This is a genomic window from Pseudomonas sp. IT-P294 (genome assembly GCF_949767865.1).
Lineage (GTDB): Bacteria > Pseudomonadota > Gammaproteobacteria > Pseudomonadales > Pseudomonadaceae > Aquipseudomonas.
On record NZ_CATKQW010000005.1, the window covers coordinates 18,014 to 39,320 of the forward strand.

Consider the following 21,307-nt stretch of genomic DNA (forward strand, 5'->3'; position numbering starts at 1 on the left):
CAATGAAACTCAAGACTCTGTTGATCCTGCTCACAATGTGGGCCCCCGTGGCGTTGTGCAATAACGGTCCGGCTGCCGCGCGGGTCAATGGCGAGGAAATTTCCGAGTTCCGCCTGGAGCGCTATTTCGCCGAATTCCTGGAGGACCAGGGGCGGGCAGTGGCCAGCATTCGCAGTCCCAAGGCATACAAGCAATTGCGCCAGAAAGCCCTGGATGCCCTGATCGACAAGGAGTTGCTGTGGCAGGAAGCGCTCAAGCGCGGAGTGGTGATCAGTGACGAGGTGGTGAAAAACCAGATCGACCAGACCCGCCAGGCCATCGGCGGTGCCGAGGTGTTTACCCGCCGTCTAGCCGATGCCGGTTTCGACGAGGCCGGTTTTACCGAGTACACCCGTCGCGAGCTGGCCGCGCAGCAAGTGTTTGCCGATCTGGTCCGGGTGGCGGAGCCGGATGAGCAGCAGGTGCGCGCTTTCTTTGAGGAACATCGCGCCGAAATGAGCCGCCCGGAACAGATCCAGGCGCGGCACATTTTGATCAAGGTGCCTCAGGGGGCCGATGCCGCCACAGTTGAAGCCGCCCGGCTACGCTTAGAAGAGATGCGTGTGAAAGTCACTCAGGGCGAGGACTTTGCCAGTGTGGCCCGGACCGGCTCCGAAGACGCGACGGCTACCGTCGGCGGGGATCTGGGCTATTTTCCTCGAGGGCGCATGATGCCGGCGTTTGACGCCGCAGCGTTTGCCCTGGCCCCCGGCGAGGTCAGCGCACCGGTGCGTACGCCGTTGGGCTGGCATTTGATTTACCTACAGAACCACCAGGAGGCGGCCGATGTCTCAGAAGTTCAGGGGCTTGAAATGGTTCGGGCTTACCTTGCCCGACAGCAAAGCGCTCAGGCTCGTCTCCAGGTGTTGGCGACGCTTCGATCGAGCAATCGAATCGAGCGGATTGACGATGATTGAAGGTTTCCCCCCACATGTGGGGAAAGCTTCAGGGGCAATTCCGAGTGCTTCCCCGCCTTTGGGGGATGGAGTTCCTGAGATAAAAGTTTTTCCCATGAAAATCAATAAGTTGTATCGGTCGAAAACCGGCGCTCAGCCTGGCATGAAGTGTGCGTTAGCCTAATCAAGGCGCGTACTCCCAGGCACGAATATCGGACCTGCGGTTTCAAGGAGTCCACCTTGTTAAACAAAGTACTGGTTGTTGAAGACGAACAGCTTCTTGCACAAAACCTCCAGGATTACCTGCAGGCGCAAGCGTTGAACGTCCGGATAGCGCACAGCGGTTACGAAGCAATCGGCGAAGCCGAACGTTTTGAACCCGATGTGATGGTGTTCGATTACCGCTTGCCCGATATGGAAGGCTTTCAGGTACTCGATGCCGTCCGCCAGAACAGGAAGTGCCATTTTGTGCTGATTACCGGGCACCCCACCGCTGAAGTCTGTGAGCGGGCCCGGGAACTGGGAGTCAGCCATATCCTGTTCAAACCGTTTCCGATGGCGGAATTGGCCCGAGCAGTCTGTGACCTTTTAGGGATGCAGCGCGAACGCCGGGCAGGCGCAAGCCAATCCGAGGGATTCGTCGAACGACGCCAGAGCAGGACCGAGATTTTCCCGCTGCAGTTGTACGACGGCAGTTGGGTGCTGGCGGATCGTCGACGAAGCTCATCGACCTCCATGGCACCAGACGACGAACAATTGCTCACCGGGGAGTAGTGGCGCGACAAGCGGTTCCGGCCTATACCGAAATTGCTCGCCGCGTCGACAGGGCTCAAAGCCCCCGGCGTTGGAGAGCAAGCCATGGACCGTCTATCCCTTGCCGTAGAACCGGCGCTGTTGGAATGTGTACCGTCCCGTTTTACCAGTGAACAACTGGCCCAGGCCCGGGCCAGGGCAACCAGTTCTGGGGAACGGGTGCTGGAAGCCCTCGGGGTGCTGTGCGAACTGGCCCCCATGCCCTTCATCCAGTGCTTGGGCGCAACCCTGCATTATCCGGTGCTCGACACCGACACGCTGTTCAAGGCCACCCCGGTGTTCGACCGGGTCACCCTGGCCCAATGCCTCAAGCGCGAATTTATCCTGCTGCGTCACGACGATGCCGTCATCGGCGTATTTGCCGACCCCTTCGATACCACACGTCTGGCCTGGATCGATGACTGCCTGCACGGTGCGCCGCTGTACCTGGTGCATGCCGACGACCTCAAAGCCTATCTGGCTCGCCATGAAGAGAGCTTCCACGCAGTGGAATCGCTCAACGCCCAGGCCGACGCCAGCGTCGAAACCGATACCCTGCAAAGCCTGTCCCTGACCAGCATCAGCGAAGACGCCAGCGTCGTCGTCAAACTGGTCAACTCGACCCTGTACGACGCGCTGAAAATGCACGCCAGCGATATCCACCTGGGCACCACCGGCAGCGGCCTGGTGATCAAGTACCGGATCGATGGCGTGCTTAACAACATCAGCAAGATCCAGGGCAGCGAGTTCGCCGAGCAGGTGATTTCCCGGGTCAAGGTCATGGCCGAACTCGACATCGGCGAAAAACGCGTGCCTCAGGACGGTCGCTTCAAGATCGGCATCAGCGGTCGGCAGATCGACTTTCGGGTGTCGATCATGCCGAGCATTTTTGGCGAAGACGCAGTGTTGCGGGTCCTCGACAAACAGGACCTGGCAGACAAGGTCAGTGGCGTGCAATTGCAGGCCTTGGGCTTTGAAGAAGAAACCCTGCGTGCGCTGCGCCGGCTCGCGGCCGAACCCTACGGCATGGTGCTGGTGACCGGCCCGACCGGCAGCGGCAAGACCACCACGCTGTACGCGATGATCACCGAGATCAACCACGGCGTGGACAAGATCATCACCATCGAAGACCCGGTGGAATACCAACTGCCGGGCGTTCTGCAAATTCCGGTCAATGAAAAGAAAGGCCTGACGTTCGCTCGAGGCCTGCGCTCGATCCTGCGCCATGACCCGGACAAGATCATGGTCGGTGAAATCCGTGACCCCGATACGGCGCAGATCGCCGTGCAGTCGGCACTGACCGGGCACCTGGTGTTCACCACCATTCACGCCAACAACGTGTTCGATGTGATTGGCCGGTTCACCCAGATGGAAATCGACCCCTATAGCCTCGTCTCGGCCCTCAACGCCGTGCTGGCCCAACGGCTGATCCGGCTGGTCTGCAGCAGTTGCAGCGCGCCGAGCAATCCGAGCGATGAAGAGCTGCGGCAATCCGGCCTCGACCCGCAAAACGTCGACCATTTTCACTTCGTCCATGGCAAAGGCTGCGGTCATTGCCGTGGCACCGGCTATCGCGGACGTACCGCAATTGCCGAGCTGCTGCACCTGGACGATGAGCTGCGGCAGATGATCGTCGAGCGCCAACCCATTTCGAAAATCAAGGCACACGCGTGCAAACGTGGCTTGCGCCTGCTGCGCGAGTCGGCGCTGGAACTGGTTGCAGAGGGGCGGACCACGCTCGAGGAGATCAATCGTGTCACTTTTGTCTCGTGATCGTTATGTCGCCGTGCTCGGCGCCAGTGGTGTCGGCCTCGGTCAGCGCAAGGGCAGTGAAACCCTGTGGCTGGGCAGCGTCGGCTTTATCGACGAAGGCTTCCATGCCTGGGCCGTCGCCCTCGAAACCCTTGACCGCTTGCTGGGCGAACACGCCCCCGCCGGTGCCGAATTGAGCGTGGTGATCTCCGGTCACTTCAGCCGCTTCTGCCTGGTGCCCTGGAGCGAACAGATCAGCAGCCCCGACGAATTGCTCGGGTTTGCCCAGCTGTGTTTCGAAGACCTCTACGGCGCACCGACGCAACCCTGGAGCATGGTGCTGTCGGCTGAGCCTGCGGGTTACGACCGGATCGCTACCGCGTTGCCCGAAGACTTGCTGGCGCGCCTGCGCAGCCTGGTCAGCGGGCGTGGCCTGCGTCTGCGGTCGGTGCAACCGTACCTGATGGCGGCGTTCAATCACTTCGATAAAAGCCTCGATGCCGGTGACTTCCTGTTCGTGGTGGCTGAGCCGGTGCGCAGTGTTTTGCTGCTGGCGAGGGAAGGGCGCTGGACCTCGGTGCGCTCGGTCGGCAGCAACGACAGCGATGCCGCGCTGAGCGCATTGATCGGCCGTGAAAGCCAGTTGCAAGCGTCCACCAGCGAGCGGCCGCTGAACATCTACCTGCACGCGCCAGCTCGCATTGACGTGCAGCCTGACGTACCCGGTGTGCACCTGCGCACCCTCGAAGAGGACCGGACTGGCGTACGCGATAGTTTGTACGTCATGTCCCGGGCGGTGGCCTGACATGCGCGCCCTGACGCTCGACTTTCAGCCGCGCCGCCGCTCGGGCCCATTGGGCTGGAGCCTGCTGGCCGGCGGCGTGGTGTTGGTGATGACCTGCTTCATCGCGCAACAGCATGTCACCGAACAGGCCTCGCAACAGCAGGGCCATTTGCAACACGCCCAACGCGTCCTCACCGGCGACACCGGAGCCACTTCCACCCTGACCCCGGCTGAAACCCGTGAGCAGGCGCAGAACCTGGCGGAGATGCGCAAAGTTTCGCAGCAACTGCGCCGGCCTTGGGAACGCCTGTTCGCCATGCTCGAAGCCATGCCACGCGACAACATTGCCTTGCTGAGCCTGACCCCGGATGCCCGCAAAGGTCAGGTGCGCATCAGCGCCGAAGCGCGCGACCTGGAAGCGATGCTCGACTTCCACCGTCGCCTGGAAGCCAGCGATGAGCTGTCGGATGTGTCGCTGCTCAGCCATGAAATTGTCGTGAAGTCCCCTGAACAACCGGTGTTGTTCAACCTGTCGGCTAACTGGGAGATCGGCGATGCGAATCTCTAGATTGATCGTCCACGAATACCTGCAAGGCCTGGGTGTGCCCGGCGTGGCCGGGTTGGCGATGCTGTTGCTGGCACTGGTCTGGGCCTTGGGTGGCCTGATGCCTGACTGGAGTTCGTTGCAAACCCTCACCCAGCAGACCCGCGAAGCCGGTGAGTACCTGGCCAAGGTCGAGGACGGCAGCGTCGCCGCCCCGGTGGTGCCGCAACGTCAGCTCGATGACTTCCGCAGCAAGTTGCCGTCGCAGCCACAAGCCACCGTGGCCATCGACAAGATCTACGCGCTGGCGGCTCAGGAGCACATCACCCTGGCCCGGGGTGAATATTCGCTGGGCGTCGACCCCAAGACGCACCTGGCGCGTTATCAGATTCTGCTGCCGGTGCGTGGCAGCTACCCGCAACTGCGGCGCTTCCTGCATGCCTTGCTCGGCCAGTTGCCGGCCGTGGTGGTGGAGGATGTGGAGTTCCAGCGTAAAAAAATCGCCGACACCGACCTGACCGGGCGGATCCGCATGACCCTTTACCTGTCGAGGTCATGATGAATACCAAACGCATAGTGGGTTGGGTGGCGTTCTTCGGCGTATCGGCGGCGCTGACCTGGGGGCCTGATTACTTCATGCCCTCAGAGCAAGGCGATGCGGCGGTCGCGACCACCGTAACGCCGGCTAAAAGCAAAACCCGTGGCACGTTGCCGGGCACCACGGCCAGTGACAAACCGACCGTGATCAACGACCTGAGCCCGTCCGGCGACCTGTTCGCCGCCCGCAGTTGGAAAGCGGCACCGACACTGGCCAGCGTCAACGAACAACTTGTTAACCAGACCCCGGTGGTGCAAGTCCCCAGTGCGCCGCCGATGCCTTTCCAGTTCATCGGCAAGCTTGATGATCGTGCCGACCTGCAAGTGTTCTTGCAGAACGGCGAAAAAATATACGTCGTACGCAAAGGGGATGTGATCGACGACACCTGGCGGATCGAGGGGATTTCCGATGTGGAACTCCGCTTTGTCTACCTGCCTCTGCATTTGGCCCAGACCTTGTCTGTGGGGAGCACGCAATGAACAGATCCCGTTTGCTGATAAACCTTTGCCTATGTGCGGGGCTGGCAGCATGCAGCTCGGCGCAGGTCGCCAAGAAGGAAGGGACCGATTTGATGGAGTCGGGTCAGTACGAAGCCGGCCTGGCGCGTATCCAGGAAGGGCTCAAGGAAAACCCTCGCGACACCGAGCTGCACCTGGCCCTGACCAGCGGCCGTGCCCGCGCGGTGACGGCGTTGTTGACCCAGGCCGAAATGGACCGCTCCCAGCGTGATTTCGCCTCTGCCCGCCTGACCTATGGCCGGGTCTTGACCCTGGAGCCGAACAACCGCCGGGCCCAGGATGGCCTGCGTCAGCTGGAGCACATGCGCAGCCTGGACGACAAACTCGAACTGGCCCGCGGCGACCTGCGTCGCGGCGACATCTACGGTGCCGACCGCCAGGTCAAACAGATCCTCGAACTGGACCCCACGAATGAAGGCGCCCTGGAGTTGCAAGGCAATATCCACCTGGTGCAAAGCCGCAATGTGATTCCGTATCCACAACTGCGCACTCGCCTGGACCGGCCGGTGACCCTGGAGTTTCGCGACGCCAACCTCAAAACCATCTTCGAAGTGCTGTCCCAGGTCGCCGGTTTGAATTTCATCTTCGACAAGGACCTGCGCCCCGACATGAAAGCCACCATCTTCGTGCGTGACGTGCGCATCGAAGACGCCGTCGAGCTGCTGCTGCAACAGAACCAGCTGCATCAGAAAGTGGTGAATGAAAACACCTTGCTGATCTACCCCGACTCGCCGCAAAAGCTCAAGGACTATCAAGAGCTGGTGATGCGCACGTTCTACCTGACCAGCATCGACGCCAACACCGCGTTGAACATGATCAAGACCATGCTCAAGACCCGCGATGTATTCGTCGATGAACGCCTCAACACACTGACCATGCGCGACACCGAAGACGCGGTGCGCATGGCCGAAAAACTCCTGCAATCACAGGACCAGTCCAACCCCGAAGTGGTACTGGAAGTGGAGGTGATGGAAGTCGCCACGCAACGGATTCTCGACCTCGGTTTGCAATGGCCAAGCACCTTCGGCGTGGTCAACAGCGACGGCTCGGCCGTGACGCTGCTCGATCAACTCAAAGGCATCAACTCCAGCCGGATCACTATTTCGCCGTCGCCCCAGGCCAAGATCAACGCTCAGGACAACGACATCAACACCCTGGCCAGCCCGGTCATTCGCGTCAGCAACCGCGAGCAGGCGCGCATCCACATCGGTCAGCGTGTGCCGATCATCAGCGCCACCTCGGTGCCTTCGACCCAGGGCCCGGTCATCACCGAAAGCGTTACCTACCTGGACGTCGGTCTGAAACTGGAAGTGCAGCCGACTGTGCACCTGAACAACGAAGTGGCGATCAAGATCGCCCTCGAAGTCAGTAACGCCACGCCGCTGGAACCGACCCGCCAGGGCACGATTCCGGTTCAGGTCGACACTCGCAATGCCCAGACCACGCTGCGCCTGCATGACGGCGAAACCCAGATCCTCGCCGGCCTGATGCGCAACGACCACGGCGCCACGGGCAACAAGATCCCCGGCCTTGGCGACATCCCTGGCCTGGGCCGTCTGTTCGGCAGCAACAAGGACACCGTCGGCAAGTCCGAACTGGTGCTGTCGATCACGCCGCGCGTGGTGCGCAACCTGCCGTACCAGAGCCCGTCGGACATGGAGTTCACCACCGGCACTGAAACCAGCATGCACATCCAGGCGCCGGACCGCCGGATGGAAACACCGATCCAGAATGAACACATCGATCGGCCGGTGGCTTCGGCCACTACCACTGTCGTCGTTGAGAAACGCTGATCATGAACGCCTCGCAACGTGGTTTTACCCTGATTGAAGTCGTGGTGACGCTGGCCCTGATCGGCCTGCTGGCCGGTATGGCCGCGCCGCTGACCGAGACCGTGGTACGCCGGGGCAAAGAGCAGGAATTGCGCACGGCGCTGTACCAGATCCGCGACGCCATCGATGCCTACAAACGCGCCTACGACGCCGGCTACATCGAGAAGTCGCTGGAAAGCAGCGGCTATCCGCCGAACCTGAAAGTGCTGGTCGAAGGTGTGCGTGATGTGCGCAGCGCCAAGGGCGCCAAGTTCTACTTTCTACGGCGCTTGCCGCATGACCCGCTGACACCTGTCAAGCGTGATGACGACGGTGGCTGGGGCTTGCGCTCCTACGACAGCACGGCTCAAAACCCGCGTGATGGGGAAGATGTCTTCGACGTTTACTCCCATGCGCGCGGTAAGGGTCTCAACGGCATCGCCTACCGGGAGTGGTGAATCATGCGTCGGCAAAAGGGTTTTACCCTGCTGGAACTGATGGTGGTCATGGCAATCATCGCAACCTTGATGACCATTGCCCTGCCGCGCTATTTCAACAGCCTCGAGGCCTCCAAGGAAACCACGCTGCGCCAGAGCCTGTCAGCCATGCGCGAAGCCCTGGATCACTACTACGGCGACACCGGGCGCTACCCCGATTCCCTGGAACAACTGGTGGAGCAGCGTTACCTGCGCAACCCGCCGATGGACCCGATTGCCGAACGCAAGGACACCTGGGTGCTGGTCGCGCCACCTGACGGCGTGGCGGGCGGGGTGGCCGATATCAAAAGCGGTGCCACAGGGAGGGCGCGCGATGGCAGCCTTTACTCCGAGTGGTAAGCGTTCTGACGAGGCCGGGTTCACCTACCTGGGCGTGCTGTTTCTGATCATGTTGATGGGCATGGGCCTGGCCAGTGCCGGTGAGTTGTGGGCGACCGCCGCGCGCCGGGATCGCGAACGTCAGTTGCTGTGGGTCGGCACTCAATATGCCCAGGCGTTGCGCAGTTACTACCGCAGTTCGCCGGGGCTGGCGCAGTACCCCAAAAAACTGGAAGACCTGTTGGAGGACGAGCGTTTTCCGACCCCCAAACACCATCTTCGCCAGCTCTACCCGGACCCGATCGGCGGCGGGGAATGGGTCCTGATGCGCGGCTTCGACGGACGCATCACCGGCCTCAACAGCCCGTCCACGGACTTGCCGCTCAAGCAGACGGATTTCCCCAGCCAGTGGTCGGACTTCACCGGCATGGCGAGCTACACGGACTGGCAGTTTGTCGCCGAGAAAGCCTTCCTCGACGGCGCCTCCGGCCCGGCGAAAAGCCAGTCCACCTTGCCTCAGGCGCTGTCGCCATGAACCGGCAATGGCTGGCGGCCCTGGTCCTGGCGTGGGTGGCGACGCTCGCCAGCGCCGCTGAGGAGGACGAGATGCTGGGTTTTATCATCGATGACACGATCTCGCACATCGGCCACGACTTTTATTACTCGTTCAGTGAACGCTTGCGCGCTACCAGCCCGATGGATTTCAACCTGGTGGTGCGCGAACGGCCTTCGGCGCGCTGGGGCAGCCTGGTGACCGTGGAATATCAGCAGCGACTGGTTTATCGGCGCTTCCTGCCGCCGAACACCGTGGAACTCAAGGATGAGGCTTATGACGCCGCTGACTGGGTTCGCGGGCAGATTGTGCAGCGCAAGCTGGAAACCTTGTTGCAGGACACGACGGACCTTGAGAGGGACGAATTATGAAAATGAAAACGTTCTTGCAGTGCACCTCAGGCTTACTGCTCGGGCTCGGAACTCATGCTCTGGTCCAGGCCACGGAGCTGGTCTACACGCCCATCAACCCCTCGTTCGGCGGCAACCCGTTGAACGGCACCTGGCTGCTCAACAACGCTCAGGCGCAAAACGATTTTGACGATCCAGACCTGAAGAAGCGCACAACGGTGCCCGGGACTTCGGCACTGGAACGCTTCACCAGTCAGTTGCAATCGCGGTTGCTGGGGCAACTGCTGGACAACATCTCCACGGGCAACACCGGGAGCCTGTCCACCGACGCTTTTATTGTCAACGTCGTCGACGACTCAGGAGCGCTGACCATTGAAGTCACGGACCGAGCGAGCGGTGAGGTTTCGGAAATTCGGGTGAATGGCCTGGCCCCTTGATGGGGATTTGGGTCGATGGGGAGTTAAGGACATGAAAAAAATAATAGCGCTAGGGCTGATGTTGGCGGCATTACAAGGGTGCAGTTTGCGTGACACGATGCCAGCGGAGCAGGACACCGAATCTCCGACCCTGACACCTCGGGCGTCGACTTATTACGATTTGCTCAACATGCCGCGTCCCAAGGGCCGGTTGATGGCGGTCGTGTATGGCTTCCGGGACCAGACCGGGCAATACAAACCGACCCCGGCCAGTTCGTTTTCGACCAGCGTGACTCAGGGGGCGGCGAGCATGTTGATGGATGCATTGCAGGCCAGTGGCTGGTTTGTGGTGCTGGAGCGGGAGGGGCTGCAGAACCTGTTGACCGAGCGCAAGATTATTCGTGCTTCACAGAAGAAGCCTAATACGCCGGTGAATATCCAGGGCGAGCTGCCGCCGTTGCAGGCGGCGAATCTGATGCTGGAGGGCGGGATCATTGCGTATGACACTAATGTGCGCAGTGGCGGGGAAGGGGCGCGGTATCTGGGGATTGATCTTTCTCGGGAGTATCGGGTGGATCAGGTGTCGGTGAATCTTCGTGCGGTGGATGTGCGCAGTGGGCAGGTGTTGGCGAATGTGATGACGAGCAAGACGATTTATTCGGTGGGTCGTAGTGCTGGGGTGTTCAAGTTTATCGAGTTCAAGAAGTTGCTTGAGGCAGAGGTGGGGTATACGACGAACGAGCCGGCGCAGTTGTGTGTGTTGTCGGCGATCGAGGCGGCGGTGGGGCATCTTTTGGCTCAGGGGATTGAGCGGCATTTGTGGCAGGTGGCGGGGGATAATTCTTTGCCTGATAACAATGCGACGCTGGATCGGTATTTGACTCAGAACAAGGTGGTGCCTGAGGGGGAGAATGAGTGAGCCGTGGCGGCCTTCGGGCCGACCATGCTCTTCCCGTCCAACTGTGGGAGTGAGCCTGCTCGCGGTGGCGGCCTGATAGCCGACCATGTTGTTCTTGGTGTACATATCCGTTGCTGCGGTAACGGCGGCTGGCGGTTTCGCCCTTACGGCGACTCCCTTTGGCAAACGCCCCAAAGGAAGCAAAGGTCTTTGCCCCGGCGTCCGGCCCCTCGCTGGGGCTCGGTGTTCCTTCGTTCCGGCATTCATCTGGGGGCATCGCCTCCGGTCTGCTTCGCGACGACCTCCTCTCGATGTGTTCGACTTCGTCGAACGGCGCTACGCGCCTGCCCCCCAGATGAACGCCTCCACTCAGCCTGCCGAAGGGGCGGGTAGATCAAAAGCTGCAGGCGAGCTAACGCTCGGCCTGTTGAGTGGTGAGGAGCGGGCGGTACGCCTCGATTTTTTTATGACGTGATCGTTCCCACGCTCTGCGTGGGAATGCCGCCAGGGACGCTCCGCGTTCCGCTCTTGAAGGTGACGCAGAGCGTCACGGGATGCATTACCACGCGGAGCGTGGGAACGATCAATCAAGAGCTGCAGGCGAGCTACCGCTCGGCCTGTTGAGTGGTGAAGGGCGGGCGGCCTTTCGACGATGGCGGCCTGACAGCCGACCAATCTCTCTCAGATGCACCCAATCCAACTGTGGGAGCTGGCTTGCCAGCGATGGCGGCCTGCCAGCCAACCAATCTCTCCCAGATGCACCCAATCCCCTGTGGGAGCGAGCTTGCCAGCGATGGCGGCCTGCCAGCCAACCAATCTCTCCCAGATGCACCCAATCCAACTATGGGAGCTGGCCTGCCAGCGATGGCGGCCTGACAGCCAACCAATCTCTCCCAGATGCACCCAATCCAACTGTGGGAGCTGGCCTGCCAGCGATGGCGGCCTGACAGCCGACCAATCTCTCCCAGATGCACCCAATCCCCTGTGGGAGCGAGCTTGCTCGCGATGGCGGCCTGCCAGCCAACCAATCTCTTCCAGATGCACCCAGTCCCCCAGGTAATGTGTGGTGATTTTAGGGGGTATGTTTAATGGTGTTTAACGTTACTTCCTGAAAGCCACAGATCCTTGCGCCGTTGCCTACGACTGCGCCAGAATCCGCCGGCTTGTGTGCTTTGGGCCTGGTCTTTATCGTTTCCGGGTCGCTGAATTCAGCGGCCGGGTTTAGCGACCTGATCAGGTATAAGCGCTACAACGCTCCGTCTTTATTGCAGGCGCATGTCTGCAGTTTCGATATGGTGGCTGTGCGCGGGAGACCCTCGGGTCTGCCGGGTCTTATACCTCTCGGTTCGCTAACCTGCGTACAGCCGCCACCCTTACTTGTTTAGCGACAGGTGCCGGTGGTTCCAACAGGTATAAATGGAGATTCACCATGTTCAAATCCACCCCCAATCCCCCGGAAACCAACGACGTTTCCCCCTACGATCCCCTCGATCCGAAAAAGCTCAACGAAGCCGCCGACCGCGCGCTGGATCACTATCTCAATCCGCTCAAAGCCTCGATCCCTCCACGCAAACCCAGCACCATTTACCTGATCGCCCCAGACATCGACACCGAAACCCTGTTGGCTAACGCCTGCGAATCGCTGGCTTCGGCGAGTGTGATGGCGAGTGATTTCGCAGGCCAGTTGCAAGGCCCGCAACGCAACACGATGCTGGCCCTTCAGCAGATCATCATGCTGGGCGAGCTGGCGGTAAATCGGGCGCTGGATAACGTCGACCCGCAGGCATAAACCCCACCCACAGATCGTTCCCACGCTCTGCGTGGGAATGCCGCCAGGGACGCTCCGCGTTCCGCTCTTGAAGGTGACGCAGAGCGTCACGGGATGCATTACCACGCGGAGCGTGGGAACGATCAATGCACCCCATTCCCCTGTGGGAGCTGGCTTGCCAGCGATGGCGGCCTGACAGCCAACCAATCTCTCCCAGATGTACCCAATCCAACTGTGGGAGCGAGCCTGCTCGCGATGGCGGTGTGTCATTCAGCATTGATGGTGGCTGATACTCCGCCATCGCGAGCAGGCTCGCTCCCACAGGGAAGGTGTGCTGATTCGAGGGTGCTGTTTAATAGTGTTTAACGTTACTTCCTGAAAGCCACAGATCCTTGCGCCGTTGCCTACGACTGCGCCAGAATCCGCCGGCTTGTGCGCTTTGGGCCTGGTCTTTATCGTTTCCGGGTCGCTGAATTCAGCGGCCGGGTTTAGCGACCCGGGCTATCCAAAGTGCATCTATGCTCCAGACTTTTTTGCAGACTTTTGACGTCTGCAATGACGTTATGGTGGCTGTATGCGGGAGACCTTCGGGTCTACCGGGTGCCTTTGACCGGTTCGCTAACCTGCATGCAGCCGCCACCCTTACTTGTTTAGCGACAGGTGCTGGTGGCGCCATTTTCCAAAGGAGATTCACCATGTTCAAATCCACCCCCAATCCCCCGGAAACCAACGACGTTTCCCCCTACGATCCCCTCGATCCGAAAAAGCTCAACGAAGCCGCCGACCGCGCGCTGGATCACTATCTCAATCCGCTCAAAGCCTCGATCCCTCCACGCAAACCCAGCACCATTTACCTGATCGCCCCGGACATCGACACCGAAACCCTGTTGGCTAACGCTTGCGAATCCCTGGCTTCAGCCAGTGTCATGGCCAGCGACTTCGCCGGGATGATGGAATGGCCGCATCGCAACACGATGCTGGGTATTCAGCAGGTCATCATGCTGGCTGAGCTGGCAGTGAACCGGGCGCTGGACAGGGTTGATCCGCAGGCATAACCCCCCCCGGCTGATCGTTCCCACGTCGAGGCGTCGAACCGTCTGCGTGGGAATGCATCCCGTGACGCTCTGCGTCACATTCAAAAGCGGAACGCGGAGCGTCCCTGGCGGCATTCCTTTGCTGCGCGTGGGAACGATCAAACGGCAAAAAAAAAACCGCGACCCCTTAACGGATCGCGGCTTTTTTACGCCCTGCGTTTACTGCTGCAACACAGTCGCCCGGTTGTCGCTACCCAGCTGTTGAACCGTCGCCATCTGGGTCATGCCGCTCTGATCGACACTGGCAATGTTCCCCGTACCTCCCTGGGTAACGTAGGCCACGTTCATGGTGTCAGCCTGTTTGACGGTGATCATGTTGTCGCTGCCATACAGCTGCGTGGTGTACGCCTGGTTGCCGCTGCCCGATTGGTCGAACTCGGTGGTGTTGCCTGAGCCGTTGCTGGTGCCCTGGGCCAGGTTGGTGGTGCCGCGCTGGTCGGCGATGAGGATGTTGTCGCTGCCGTTCTGATCGAAGTACAGCTCGTTGTAGTTGTCCGCTTGGCTGACCGTGGTTTTGTTGCCACTGCCGGTCTGGTTGGTGGTCATGATGTGGCCGACGCCGTCTTGTTTGAAGCTGGCGACGTTGCCGTAGCCGGCCTGGGTGACGGTCGCGCGTTGGTTGCTGCCGAACTGGCCGCCCAGTTGCGGGCCTTTCCAGTTGCTGGCGTAGACCTTGTTTTCGCTGCCCACGGAGGTGGCGTTGAGCACGTGGCTGTCGCCGCTCTGGTAGGTGAAGTGGACGTTGCCGGTGCCTTGCTGGTAGAGCGCGAGGACCGAGCCGACGGAGTCGAACTGGTCGGCGTAGATGGCGTTGACGTCGCCGACTTGCAGGACCTGGGCGTTGTTGTTCTGGCCGAAGCTCTGGTCGACCACGGTTTCGTTGGTGTGCCCGTACTGGTTGACGGTGGCTTGGCTGGCGGTTTGTGCGCCTTGCCAGACTTCCGTGGCGTTGTAGTCGCCGAACTGGTTAACGGTAATCGTGCCGCCGTTGCCGTCGCGCTGGTCGCCATAGGCGTAGTTGCCTCCACCGGCCTGGTTGAGGTTGATCTGGCCGCCCATGTGGGCGATCTGTTCGGCGGTGGCGTAGTTGGCGGTGCCGTACTGGATGATCATCGCATTGTTGCCGACGCCCAGTTGAATCTGTTCGATGTTGGCTTCGTTGTTGTCACCGAACTGGAAGGTCTGGCCTTTGGTGGCTTCCTGGCTGTCCTGATAGACGAACGAGAAGTTGCCGCTGCCTTGCTGTTGTTGCAGCGCCTCGTTTCCACCCATGCCAATCGACTGGCTGGCATGGCTGGTGTTGTAGCTGCCGGCCTGTTGTTGGGTGATGGTGCTGCCGTCTTCGAACAGTTGCTCGGCGTAGCCGGCATTGTAGTCGCCGATTTGACCCTGGGTGATGGTGCCGGTGGCGGTGTCTTGTAACGCTGCGGCATCGTTGCCCTGGCCGAGTTGTTGTTGCGTGGCGGTACTGTACGGGGCCGCTGTCTGTTTCACGTCGGCGATGTTGGCGTTTCCGACCTGGGACTGGTTGGACACGCTGTCGTCGGCCATTGCCTGGGCGCTGACAATGACCAGTATGGCGGCGGTGAGGGGCGTCAGTTTGAACATGATGGATCCTCCAAGTGGTGCAGTGCTTTAGCGATATTGTTTGACCGAAACGCTCATGCCGTTCCCTGACTGCGTCACGGCGCTTGAAAGCCCCGTACCGGCCTGGTCGATGCTGGCGTCGTTGTTATTGCCGTTCTGGGAAATCTGCGCGCGGTTGTGGCTGCCGTTTTGTGTGATTGAGGCGGCGTTGCCACTGCCTTGCTGGGTGATCATGGCCATCAGGTCGCTACCTTGTTGCAGGATGTAGGCTTCCTGATTGCTGCCCGACTGGACGATGGTGCCGAGCAGCGACTGACCGTTCTGCTGCAACAGCGCCACGTTGGCCTGGCCGTTCTGGTCGATCAGCGCGTGCTGACCCACCGGTGGCGGCAACTCGCCCAGATCGGCGGCGGGTGCCAGGTCGTCGTTGTCCATCAAATCGTCGGCGCGCACGCCGGCACTGCTGCAAAGCAGAAGCAGGCAGAGCAGGGCGGCGGTCGACGTTTTCATGGCGTTGTCCTTGGAAAGAGGCCAGCCCCACCCACCAGTTCGGCGGGTGGGGCGAGGGCTCAGTTGGCGGTGACCGTCACGGTGCGCACGGTGCCTTGGGACGAGCGAATGGTCGCTGTCGGGTTGGCCGACGGGATCACCGTGGTGGTGTTGTTTACCGTCAACCGCCAGCGTCCGGTCACCGGCACGGTGGTGGTGCCCAGGGTCGCCAGCCCGGTCGGGGTGCTGACCTGTACGGTGATGGTGTTGCCGGTGGTCACCGATGAGGTGCCCGCAAAGTCCCAGGTGAAGCGGTTGTTGGAGCGGGCCGACACAGTGGCGGTGGTCACGGTGAAGGTTTCCGCAGCAGGCCTTGGCGAGACTTGCACCGTGACCGTCGCCGGTGTCGACAGGGCGCCAAAGCTGTCCCGGGCGATGTAGGTGAAGGTCGTGGTGAAGGCTGTGGTGACCGTGGCCGGTGGCGTATAGGTGATCACCGTGCCGTCAGTGCTGACGGTGCCGCGACCTGCTGCCGGTTGCGTCAGGCTGGCGACGCCCAGCGGCACGTTGCCTTCCGGATCGGTGTCGTTGGCCAGCACGTTGATCGGTATCGCCACGCCCAGGGTCGCAGCGGCGTCGTTGACCGCCACCGGTGGCCGGTTAGGCGCCACGGTGATGGTCACGGTTGCCGGTGTGGTCGAGGCCAGGCCTTTGGCGTCTTGAGCCTTGTAGGTGAAGGTGGTTGTCAGCGGCGCATTGACCGCGGCGGGCGGGGTATAGACCACCGCAGTCGTGCCGCTCAATGCCACGGTGCCTTGGCCGGCAGCCGGTTGGGTCAACGCGGTGATGGTCAATGGCGTGTTGCCGTCGGGGTCACTGTCGTTGGCCAGCAGGTTGAGGGTGATTGGCACGCCGAAGCTGGTGCTGCCGGAGTCTGCGACGGAGAGCGGCGCCTGGTTTTCGCCGGTGTCCGGTGCCGTCCCGACGACCACGACTGGCTCGGTATCACTGCCGCCGGCAGCGGATTTGACGGTGACGGTGGCCGGTGGCTGGGTCAGGTCGGAAACAGTGATTTTTTGCAGGGTGCCGGATTTCGACAGGCGTCCGTATCCTTGCGCAACCATGTCCGGCACCGCCACTTCGTCCGTGGAGGTGGCCTCGATCAGCAGGCTGTGATTGCTCCAGTTGTAGCGAGCAGTCTGGATTTTCACCACGTCGGTGAGTTTGCTCGACACCGCCGTCGGCCGGGTGGTGCCGGCCGGGTTGGTGGCGGTCACCACCACGACCGAAGGCACAGGGCCGGTGATCAGGTGATTGCCGAAGAACAAGCCGTTGTTGTCACCGACCATGCTGGTCTGGCAGGGCGTAGGCGGTGGGCCGGGGACCAGTGCGAGGCTTTCGCGAAAGCACAGGCTCGAGCTGTTGTTGGCATTGCCGAAGACTTCGACCCGGGTGCTGCTGCCAGTGCCCGAGGAGGTGCGGCGGTAAGTGGCGCGGTTGACCTCCACATGGGTCTGTGCACGGTTGTCGAGGACTTTGCCGGACACGGTGAAGAGGTTGGTCTGGATGGTCCCCGCCGGCCCCTGGATGCGCACGAAGTTGGTGTTGTTGGGGCTGCCGGTGACTGCTTCGGTGAGGTTCGGGTCACCGATGAAGGTCTCTACCGACCCGGTGTCCGGGTTCACTTCGGTGTAAGGCCCGTTGACGCTGCGCAGGAATGGCCCGATGGCGCCGTTGAGCGCTCCGGTGAAATTGCCTGGTGCACCGATGCCGACGTCTTTGGTGATGTTGATCGCACGACGGCCCGGGGTGGTGACGTTGACCGTTTCCACGCCGTACGGGTGGGTAATGGTGTAAGTCCCGGCGGTGGGCACGTTCACCCGGATGCGAATCCGCGCGAAGCTTTGCTGGTCGCCATCGACAGGGGTGCCCGAGGCGAATGCTGCTTCGACCCCGGCCACGTAGGCGTCCATCCCGTAGCCAGCGGCGTTGTTGGGAATGGTGGCGTCGGCCAGGAACCAGAAGCCTTCGTCTGGCCAGTTGTCCGGGAACACCATCGGCAGGGTGTCATCGAAAATGCCCGGAGTCGGCAGCAGGGTGCACATGTAGGCCGGTGGCGTGGCGGCCGGCACCCGCGTACTCGTGGCGCGTGACTGGCACAGTTCCAGCGACAGCAGATTGTTGTCCTGATACCACATCGGGAATTTCCCGGTGGCAAAGGTGTAAGGACCGGGGTCGACGGCAGCGAGTTGCGCAAAAGCGCTGCCGGACAGCGATAGAGTCAGTCCCAGGGCGTTGAGCGCCAGGCGTGGCCAGTTGTTCATGATGCCTCCTGATGAGGATCTGGTCATGTGAGCGTTCATGGCAGGATGACCACTTCTTCGGTATCGGTGCCGCCATTGGAGGACGTCACGCGAACCTTGGCCGGTGGAATCGGCGAGATGCCGGTCGCCAGGGTTTTCAGAGCGCCGTCGCCACTGAGGGCGCCGATGGCGGCACCGCTGCCGGACGTCGCGGTGAGTACCGGTGGCGAGGTTTCATCGCTGGTGGAGGCCTCGATCGTGAGTTGCCCGGAGTTCAGGCTGTACTCGGCGCGCTGGATCACCACCAGATCCGATAACGGCGTCGACAGGGTGGTGGGTGTGCTGGTGGGGATGGCGATGTGGTTGTCCGCGGTCAGTTGCAAGGTGGTTGGCAAGCTCGGGTTCGTCGACGACTGGGCGTACCAGCTGCCGGTGCCGTTGAGTTCTGTCAGGTTCAGCGCCGGGTTGTTGCTGGTCAGGGCGACGGTGCCTGGAGGCGGCGGCGCCAGGACGAACACGTCTTGCTGGGCCACTGGCGCACTGTCGCCGGCCTTGCGCGAATAGGTGCTGCGCTGGGTGATCATCGGTGTCGGCCGCACGACCGTGGACAACTTGCCGGAGACGGCGAATACCGTGGTGGTCAGGTCTATCCCGTTGGGGCCTTCGATGCGGATGAAGTTGGTGTTGAACGGGCTGCCGGTCACGGCTTCCGAGAGGTTTGGGTCACCGATGAATTGTTCGGCAGCACCGGTCACCGGATTGGTCTCGGTGTAAGGGCCTTTGACGCTGCGCAGGAACGGTCCGACATCCCCTTTGAGGGCGCCGTCGTAGGTTTTCGGCGAGCCGATACCGATGTCGCGAGTCATGTTGATCGCCCGCCGCCCGGGGGTGTCGACGTTGAACACTTCGACGCCGTAAGGGTGGGTGATGACGTAAGTGCCGGCGGTGGGAACATCGACGCGCAGGCGAATCCGGGCAAAGCTGATCTGATCACCGTCCACCGGTTCGCCACCGCTGAAGGCGGCTTCGACACCGCTGACGTAGGTCAGGTTGATGCCCCTGGCCGCGTCGACGATGGCGCCGTCAGCAGTGAACCAGAAGGCCTCGTCCGGGAAGTTGGTGGGAAAGACTAATGGTTTGGTGTCGTCGAATATGCCGGGCGTCGGCAGCAGGGTGCACATGTACGTCGGGGCGCCAGGAGCACTTGGCACGCGCGAACTGACCGCCTTGGACAAACACAGGTCGAGGGTTCGACCATGGGTGTCCTGATACCAGCCGGCAAAAGAGCCGATGGTGGGTTGATAGGGGCCGGGATCGACCGCAAACAGCGCTGCCTGGGTAACACCTTGGGCAAGCGCACTGACGACCAGGGCGGCCGCCGTTTTGGACAGTAAAGGGTGCATGAGTATTCCCTCTATCAGAGTACCTGCCCCGTGGGGATGGGTCAGTCGGGAGGGCTTCGGCAACTTCCATACCAATCTTTCAAAACCAGCAGCAGAGGCCCGCAATGAAGGCGTACGGCGTGCAATCGGCGCGATCGTGCAAAGCGCGCGAGCGGGCGACTGTCCCCAATATTGGGGGTAGATGGGGGCAACGGGCAGGCGGGGAATTGGTGGGGGGGCAAAACCCAAAGTCGGGCAGATACCGTCCAGTGGGCTATAAACCTATAGGGAGTTTCGGGGAACAACGTCCATGAATATCCAGACCAGACCCCTTCAGCAAGAAGAGGCCGATATCCGCCTGAGCTCGCGCAAACAGCCGTTCAATCTGCTGCGCTGGTTTTCGCTGATCAGCATGGCCGTGATCGGTACGGTGGCCGTGGCACTGGGAGCGGTGTCCACCCGTTTCGTCATCACCGAGAGCGTGCAGCGCGATGCGTTGCTGACCTCGCAGTTCATCCAGGCGATTGCCTCGGCCGAGGTGCGCCACGTTGCCATCCCCAACGTGCGGACCATGGGCGAGTTGCTGGACCCGCGCAAAGACAAGGACTTTATCGACGTCGATCCCTTGGCCCGAGCCAGCGCCCGTGGCGAATTCCTCGATCATGTCGAGCACTTGCCGGACGTGATCCTGGCCAACATTTATGCGCCTGACCGCATGGTGATCTGGTCCACCAATCCGGAACTGATGGGCACCACGATCCATGCCGATGAAGACCTCGACCAGGCGTTCGCTTCCAGGATGCCGGTGTCCGCCAGTTACCACAACGTCGACAAGGGGCGCATGGAGCAGAAGTTCGTAACGCCCCCGGATTACATCTTTATTGAAAACTACATACCGCTGTTCGATGCCGACCACGAAAACGTCACGGCAATGGTCGAGATCTACAAGGAGCCCAAAGACTTGATCGAGCGCATGGAGCGAGGTCTTGCGCTGATCTGGCTGGCCACGGCACTGGGGGGTGGACTGATTTATTCAGGGCTGTACTGGATCGTGCGGCGGGCGGCGATCCTGCTGGCGACCCAACAAAAACAATTGATCACCAACGAAACCTTCGTGGCCCTGGGGGAGATGTCATCGGCGGTCGCCCATAGCCTGCGCAACCCGTTGGCGACCATTCGCTCCAGCGCCGAGCTGGCCCTGGAGTTCGACAGTGGTCCGGCCCACAAGAACATCAACGACATCATCGGTCAGGTGGATCGCATGTCGAAGTGGGTTCGTGAATTGCTGCAGTCCTTGCGACCCCTTAATGATGAACCCGAACCGGTGAACCTGGTGGCGGCTTTGCATGACAGCCTCATGGCTTTCGAGCAGCAGATTGCCAAAGCCGGGGTCTACGTAGTGTTCGAACCGAAGGAAACACCGATGGTGCTGAGCCAGCAGGTGCAGCTCACGCAGATCCTCAACAGCCTGCTAGCCAACGCATTGGAAGCGATGGACAGGGGCGGTACGCTGACCATCACGCTGGAACCGACCGATGCCAAGGGAATTGGCGTGGTGGTGAGCGACACCGGCAAAGGCATGAACGAAGAACAGCGCAGCATGGCGTTCCGGCCTTTCTTCACCACCAAGCAAGGCGGGCTGGGTGTCGGGCTGGTCCTGGTGAAGCGGATCATGGAGCGTTTCGGTGGCGCGGTGAAACTCGATAGCCGCGAAGGCGAGGGTACCCGTGTCCGTCTGTCGTTCAAGCGCATTCCCTGAACCTGGGTATGAACTTTCCCCGTTAGCGGGTGTCTGGCCCCAGTCGTTTTCCCCGGTCATGGCACATTGATGTTGATAAGCCATTGTTTTGTAGCATGTTAATGCTTTCGTATAAACCTGTTACAAATATGGCCGGCTCTTTGCAAAACCACCATCACC

21 protein-coding genes are annotated in these 21,307 nt (G+C 61.1%); 17 read left to right on the top strand and 4 right to left on the bottom strand.

The window, feature by feature from the left end; all coding sequences use genetic code 11:
* The first annotated feature begins 2 nt into the window (after positions 1-2).
* The 16 genes from ACM6I0_RS04180 to ACM6I0_RS04255 all read left to right on the top strand — a co-directional run bounded on the left by ACM6I0_RS04180 (position 3) and on the right by ACM6I0_RS04255 (position 13,589).
* Positions 3-956, top strand: coding sequence for a peptidylprolyl isomerase (locus ACM6I0_RS04180; protein ID WP_414921539.1), 954 nt, complete (start codon positions 3-5; stop codon positions 954-956).
* Between the two features lie 219 nt (positions 957-1,175).
* On the top strand, positions 1,176-1,709 hold the full coding sequence (locus ACM6I0_RS04185) for a response regulator (RefSeq protein ID WP_285436664.1): 534 nt from the start codon (positions 1,176-1,178) through the stop codon (positions 1,707-1,709).
* A gap of 84 nt (positions 1,710-1,793) precedes the next feature.
* On the top strand, positions 1,794-3,500 hold the full coding sequence (locus ACM6I0_RS04190; RefSeq protein ID WP_222585912.1) for a GspE/PulE family protein: 1,707 nt from the start codon (positions 1,794-1,796) through the stop codon (positions 3,498-3,500).
* Positions 3,481-4,284, top strand: a complete 804-nt coding sequence (locus tag ACM6I0_RS04195; protein WP_222585913.1) for a hypothetical protein — start codon at positions 3,481-3,483, stop codon at positions 4,282-4,284. Before ACM6I0_RS04190 ends, ACM6I0_RS04195 begins: the two co-directional genes overlap by 20 nt.
* Position 4,285: 1 nt before the next feature.
* Complete coding sequence (locus tag ACM6I0_RS04200) at positions 4,286-4,831, top strand: PilN domain-containing protein (RefSeq protein ID WP_285436670.1); 546 nt, start codon at positions 4,286-4,288, stop codon at positions 4,829-4,831.
* Complete coding sequence (locus ACM6I0_RS04205; protein ID WP_090182685.1) at positions 4,818-5,366, top strand: GspMb/PilO family protein; 549 nt, start codon at positions 4,818-4,820, stop codon at positions 5,364-5,366. Before ACM6I0_RS04200 ends, ACM6I0_RS04205 begins: the two co-directional genes overlap by 14 nt.
* Positions 5,366-5,884, top strand: a complete 519-nt coding sequence (locus ACM6I0_RS04210) for a hypothetical protein (RefSeq protein ID WP_414921540.1) — start codon at positions 5,366-5,368, stop codon at positions 5,882-5,884. The genes ACM6I0_RS04205 and ACM6I0_RS04210 overlap by 1 nt, the downstream gene beginning before the upstream one ends.
* Positions 5,881-7,716, top strand: a complete 1,836-nt coding sequence (locus tag ACM6I0_RS04215) for a secretin N-terminal domain-containing protein (protein ID WP_285436673.1) — start codon at positions 5,881-5,883, stop codon at positions 7,714-7,716. The genes ACM6I0_RS04210 and ACM6I0_RS04215 overlap by 4 nt, the downstream gene beginning before the upstream one ends.
* 2 nt (positions 7,717-7,718) lie before the next feature.
* Complete coding sequence (locus tag ACM6I0_RS04220; RefSeq protein WP_285436674.1) at positions 7,719-8,192, top strand: type II secretion system protein; 474 nt, start codon at positions 7,719-7,721, stop codon at positions 8,190-8,192.
* 3 nt (positions 8,193-8,195) lie between these two features.
* Positions 8,196-8,570, top strand: coding sequence for a type II secretion system protein (locus tag ACM6I0_RS04225; RefSeq protein ID WP_285436675.1), 375 nt, complete (start codon positions 8,196-8,198; stop codon positions 8,568-8,570).
* A complete protein-coding gene (locus ACM6I0_RS04230; RefSeq protein WP_414921541.1) occupies positions 8,545-9,084 on the top strand; it encodes a type II secretion system protein in 540 nt (179 codons plus the stop codon). Before ACM6I0_RS04225 ends, ACM6I0_RS04230 begins: the two co-directional genes overlap by 26 nt.
* Entirely contained in the window at positions 9,081-9,473 is a 393-nt protein-coding gene (csgE, locus tag ACM6I0_RS04235) for a curli production assembly/transport protein CsgE (protein WP_285436679.1), read from the top strand. Before ACM6I0_RS04230 ends, csgE begins: the two co-directional genes overlap by 4 nt.
* Positions 9,470-9,889 carry a curli assembly protein CsgF gene (locus ACM6I0_RS04240; protein ID WP_285436680.1) on the top strand — a complete coding sequence of 140 codons (420 nt, stop codon included), beginning with the start codon at positions 9,470-9,472 and terminating at the stop codon, positions 9,887-9,889. The genes csgE and ACM6I0_RS04240 overlap by 4 nt, the downstream gene beginning before the upstream one ends.
* A 31-nt stretch (positions 9,890-9,920) precedes the next feature.
* The gene (locus ACM6I0_RS04245; protein WP_285436704.1) at positions 9,921-10,787 is read left to right on the top strand and encodes a CsgG/HfaB family protein; all 867 of its coding nucleotides are present in this window, start codon (positions 9,921-9,923) and stop codon (positions 10,785-10,787) included.
* A gap of 1,408 nt (positions 10,788-12,195) precedes the next feature.
* On the top strand, positions 12,196-12,555 hold the full coding sequence (locus tag ACM6I0_RS04250; protein ID WP_285436682.1) for a DUF6124 family protein: 360 nt from the start codon (positions 12,196-12,198) through the stop codon (positions 12,553-12,555).
* 674 nt (positions 12,556-13,229) lie between these two features.
* Positions 13,230-13,589, top strand: a complete 360-nt coding sequence (locus ACM6I0_RS04255; RefSeq protein ID WP_285436684.1) for a DUF6124 family protein — start codon at positions 13,230-13,232, stop codon at positions 13,587-13,589.
* 198 nt (positions 13,590-13,787) lie between these two features.
* On the opposite strand, the gene ACM6I0_RS04260 is transcribed toward ACM6I0_RS04255, so the two are convergent.
* The 4 genes from ACM6I0_RS04260 to ACM6I0_RS04275 are packed head-to-tail and all read right to left on the bottom strand — an operon-like array spanning position 13,788 to position 19,410.
* Positions 13,788-15,236: a curlin gene (locus ACM6I0_RS04260; RefSeq protein WP_414921542.1), complete on the bottom strand. Its 1,449-nt coding sequence runs from the start codon at positions 15,234-15,236 to the stop codon at positions 13,788-13,790.
* A 27-nt stretch (positions 15,237-15,263) separates the two neighbouring features.
* Positions 15,264-15,725 (bottom strand): curlin, encoded by a 462-nt coding sequence (locus ACM6I0_RS04265; protein WP_208667726.1) that lies wholly within the window; start codon positions 15,723-15,725, stop codon positions 15,264-15,266.
* A gap of 59 nt (positions 15,726-15,784) precedes the next feature.
* Entirely contained in the window at positions 15,785-18,028 is a 2,244-nt protein-coding gene (locus ACM6I0_RS04270; protein ID WP_414921543.1) for an Ig-like domain-containing protein, read from the bottom strand.
* Between the two features lie 35 nt (positions 18,029-18,063).
* Positions 18,064-19,410, bottom strand: a complete 1,347-nt coding sequence (locus ACM6I0_RS04275; protein ID WP_414921544.1) for a hypothetical protein — start codon at positions 19,408-19,410, stop codon at positions 18,064-18,066.
* A gap of 289 nt (positions 19,411-19,699) precedes the next feature.
* Here ACM6I0_RS04275 and ACM6I0_RS04280 point away from each other — a divergent pair, with 289 nt between their 5' ends.
* Positions 19,700-21,148 carry a sensor histidine kinase gene (locus tag ACM6I0_RS04280; RefSeq protein ID WP_414921545.1) on the top strand — a complete coding sequence of 483 codons (1,449 nt, stop codon included), beginning with the start codon at positions 19,700-19,702 and terminating at the stop codon, positions 21,146-21,148.
* Positions 21,149-21,307: the final 159 nt, after the last annotated feature.

Bases quoted from the DNA above. Each gene is read 5' to 3' on its own strand.
- ACM6I0_RS04180 (WP_414921539.1), top strand. From the start codon at position 3: ATGAAACTCAAGACTCTGTTGATCCTGCTCACAATGTGGGCCCCCGTG.
- ACM6I0_RS04190 (WP_222585912.1), top strand. From the start codon at position 1,794: ATGGACCGTCTATCCCTTGCCGTAGAACCGGCGCTGTTGGAATGTGTA.
- ACM6I0_RS04200 (WP_285436670.1), top strand. From the start codon at position 4,286: ATGCGCGCCCTGACGCTCGACTTTCAGCCGCGCCGCCGCTCGGGCCCA.
- ACM6I0_RS04205 (WP_090182685.1), top strand. From the start codon at position 4,818: ATGCGAATCTCTAGATTGATCGTCCACGAATACCTGCAAGGCCTGGGT.
- ACM6I0_RS04210 (WP_414921540.1), top strand. From the start codon at position 5,366: ATGAATACCAAACGCATAGTGGGTTGGGTGGCGTTCTTCGGCGTATCG.
- ACM6I0_RS04215 (WP_285436673.1), top strand. From the start codon at position 5,881: ATGAACAGATCCCGTTTGCTGATAAACCTTTGCCTATGTGCGGGGCTG.
- ACM6I0_RS04220 (WP_285436674.1), top strand. From the start codon at position 7,719: ATGAACGCCTCGCAACGTGGTTTTACCCTGATTGAAGTCGTGGTGACG.
- ACM6I0_RS04225 (WP_285436675.1), top strand. From the start codon at position 8,196: ATGCGTCGGCAAAAGGGTTTTACCCTGCTGGAACTGATGGTGGTCATG.
- ACM6I0_RS04230 (WP_414921541.1), top strand. From the start codon at position 8,545: ATGGCAGCCTTTACTCCGAGTGGTAAGCGTTCTGACGAGGCCGGGTTC.
- csgE (WP_285436679.1), top strand. From the start codon at position 9,081: ATGAACCGGCAATGGCTGGCGGCCCTGGTCCTGGCGTGGGTGGCGACG.
- ACM6I0_RS04240 (WP_285436680.1), top strand. From the start codon at position 9,470: ATGAAAATGAAAACGTTCTTGCAGTGCACCTCAGGCTTACTGCTCGGG.
- ACM6I0_RS04245 (WP_285436704.1), top strand. From the start codon at position 9,921: ATGAAAAAAATAATAGCGCTAGGGCTGATGTTGGCGGCATTACAAGGG.
- ACM6I0_RS04250 (WP_285436682.1), top strand. From the start codon at position 12,196: ATGTTCAAATCCACCCCCAATCCCCCGGAAACCAACGACGTTTCCCCC.
- ACM6I0_RS04255 (WP_285436684.1), top strand. From the start codon at position 13,230: ATGTTCAAATCCACCCCCAATCCCCCGGAAACCAACGACGTTTCCCCC.
- ACM6I0_RS04260 (WP_414921542.1), bottom strand. From the start codon at position 15,236: ATGTTCAAACTGACGCCCCTCACCGCCGCCATACTGGTCATTGTCAGC.
- ACM6I0_RS04265 (WP_208667726.1), bottom strand. From the start codon at position 15,725: ATGAAAACGTCGACCGCCGCCCTGCTCTGCCTGCTTCTGCTTTGCAGC.
- ACM6I0_RS04270 (WP_414921543.1), bottom strand. From the start codon at position 18,028: ATGAACAACTGGCCACGCCTGGCGCTCAACGCCCTGGGACTGACTCTA.
- ACM6I0_RS04275 (WP_414921544.1), bottom strand. From the start codon at position 19,410: ATGCACCCTTTACTGTCCAAAACGGCGGCCGCCCTGGTCGTCAGTGCG.
- ACM6I0_RS04280 (WP_414921545.1), top strand. From the start codon at position 19,700: ATGAATATCCAGACCAGACCCCTTCAGCAAGAAGAGGCCGATATCCGC.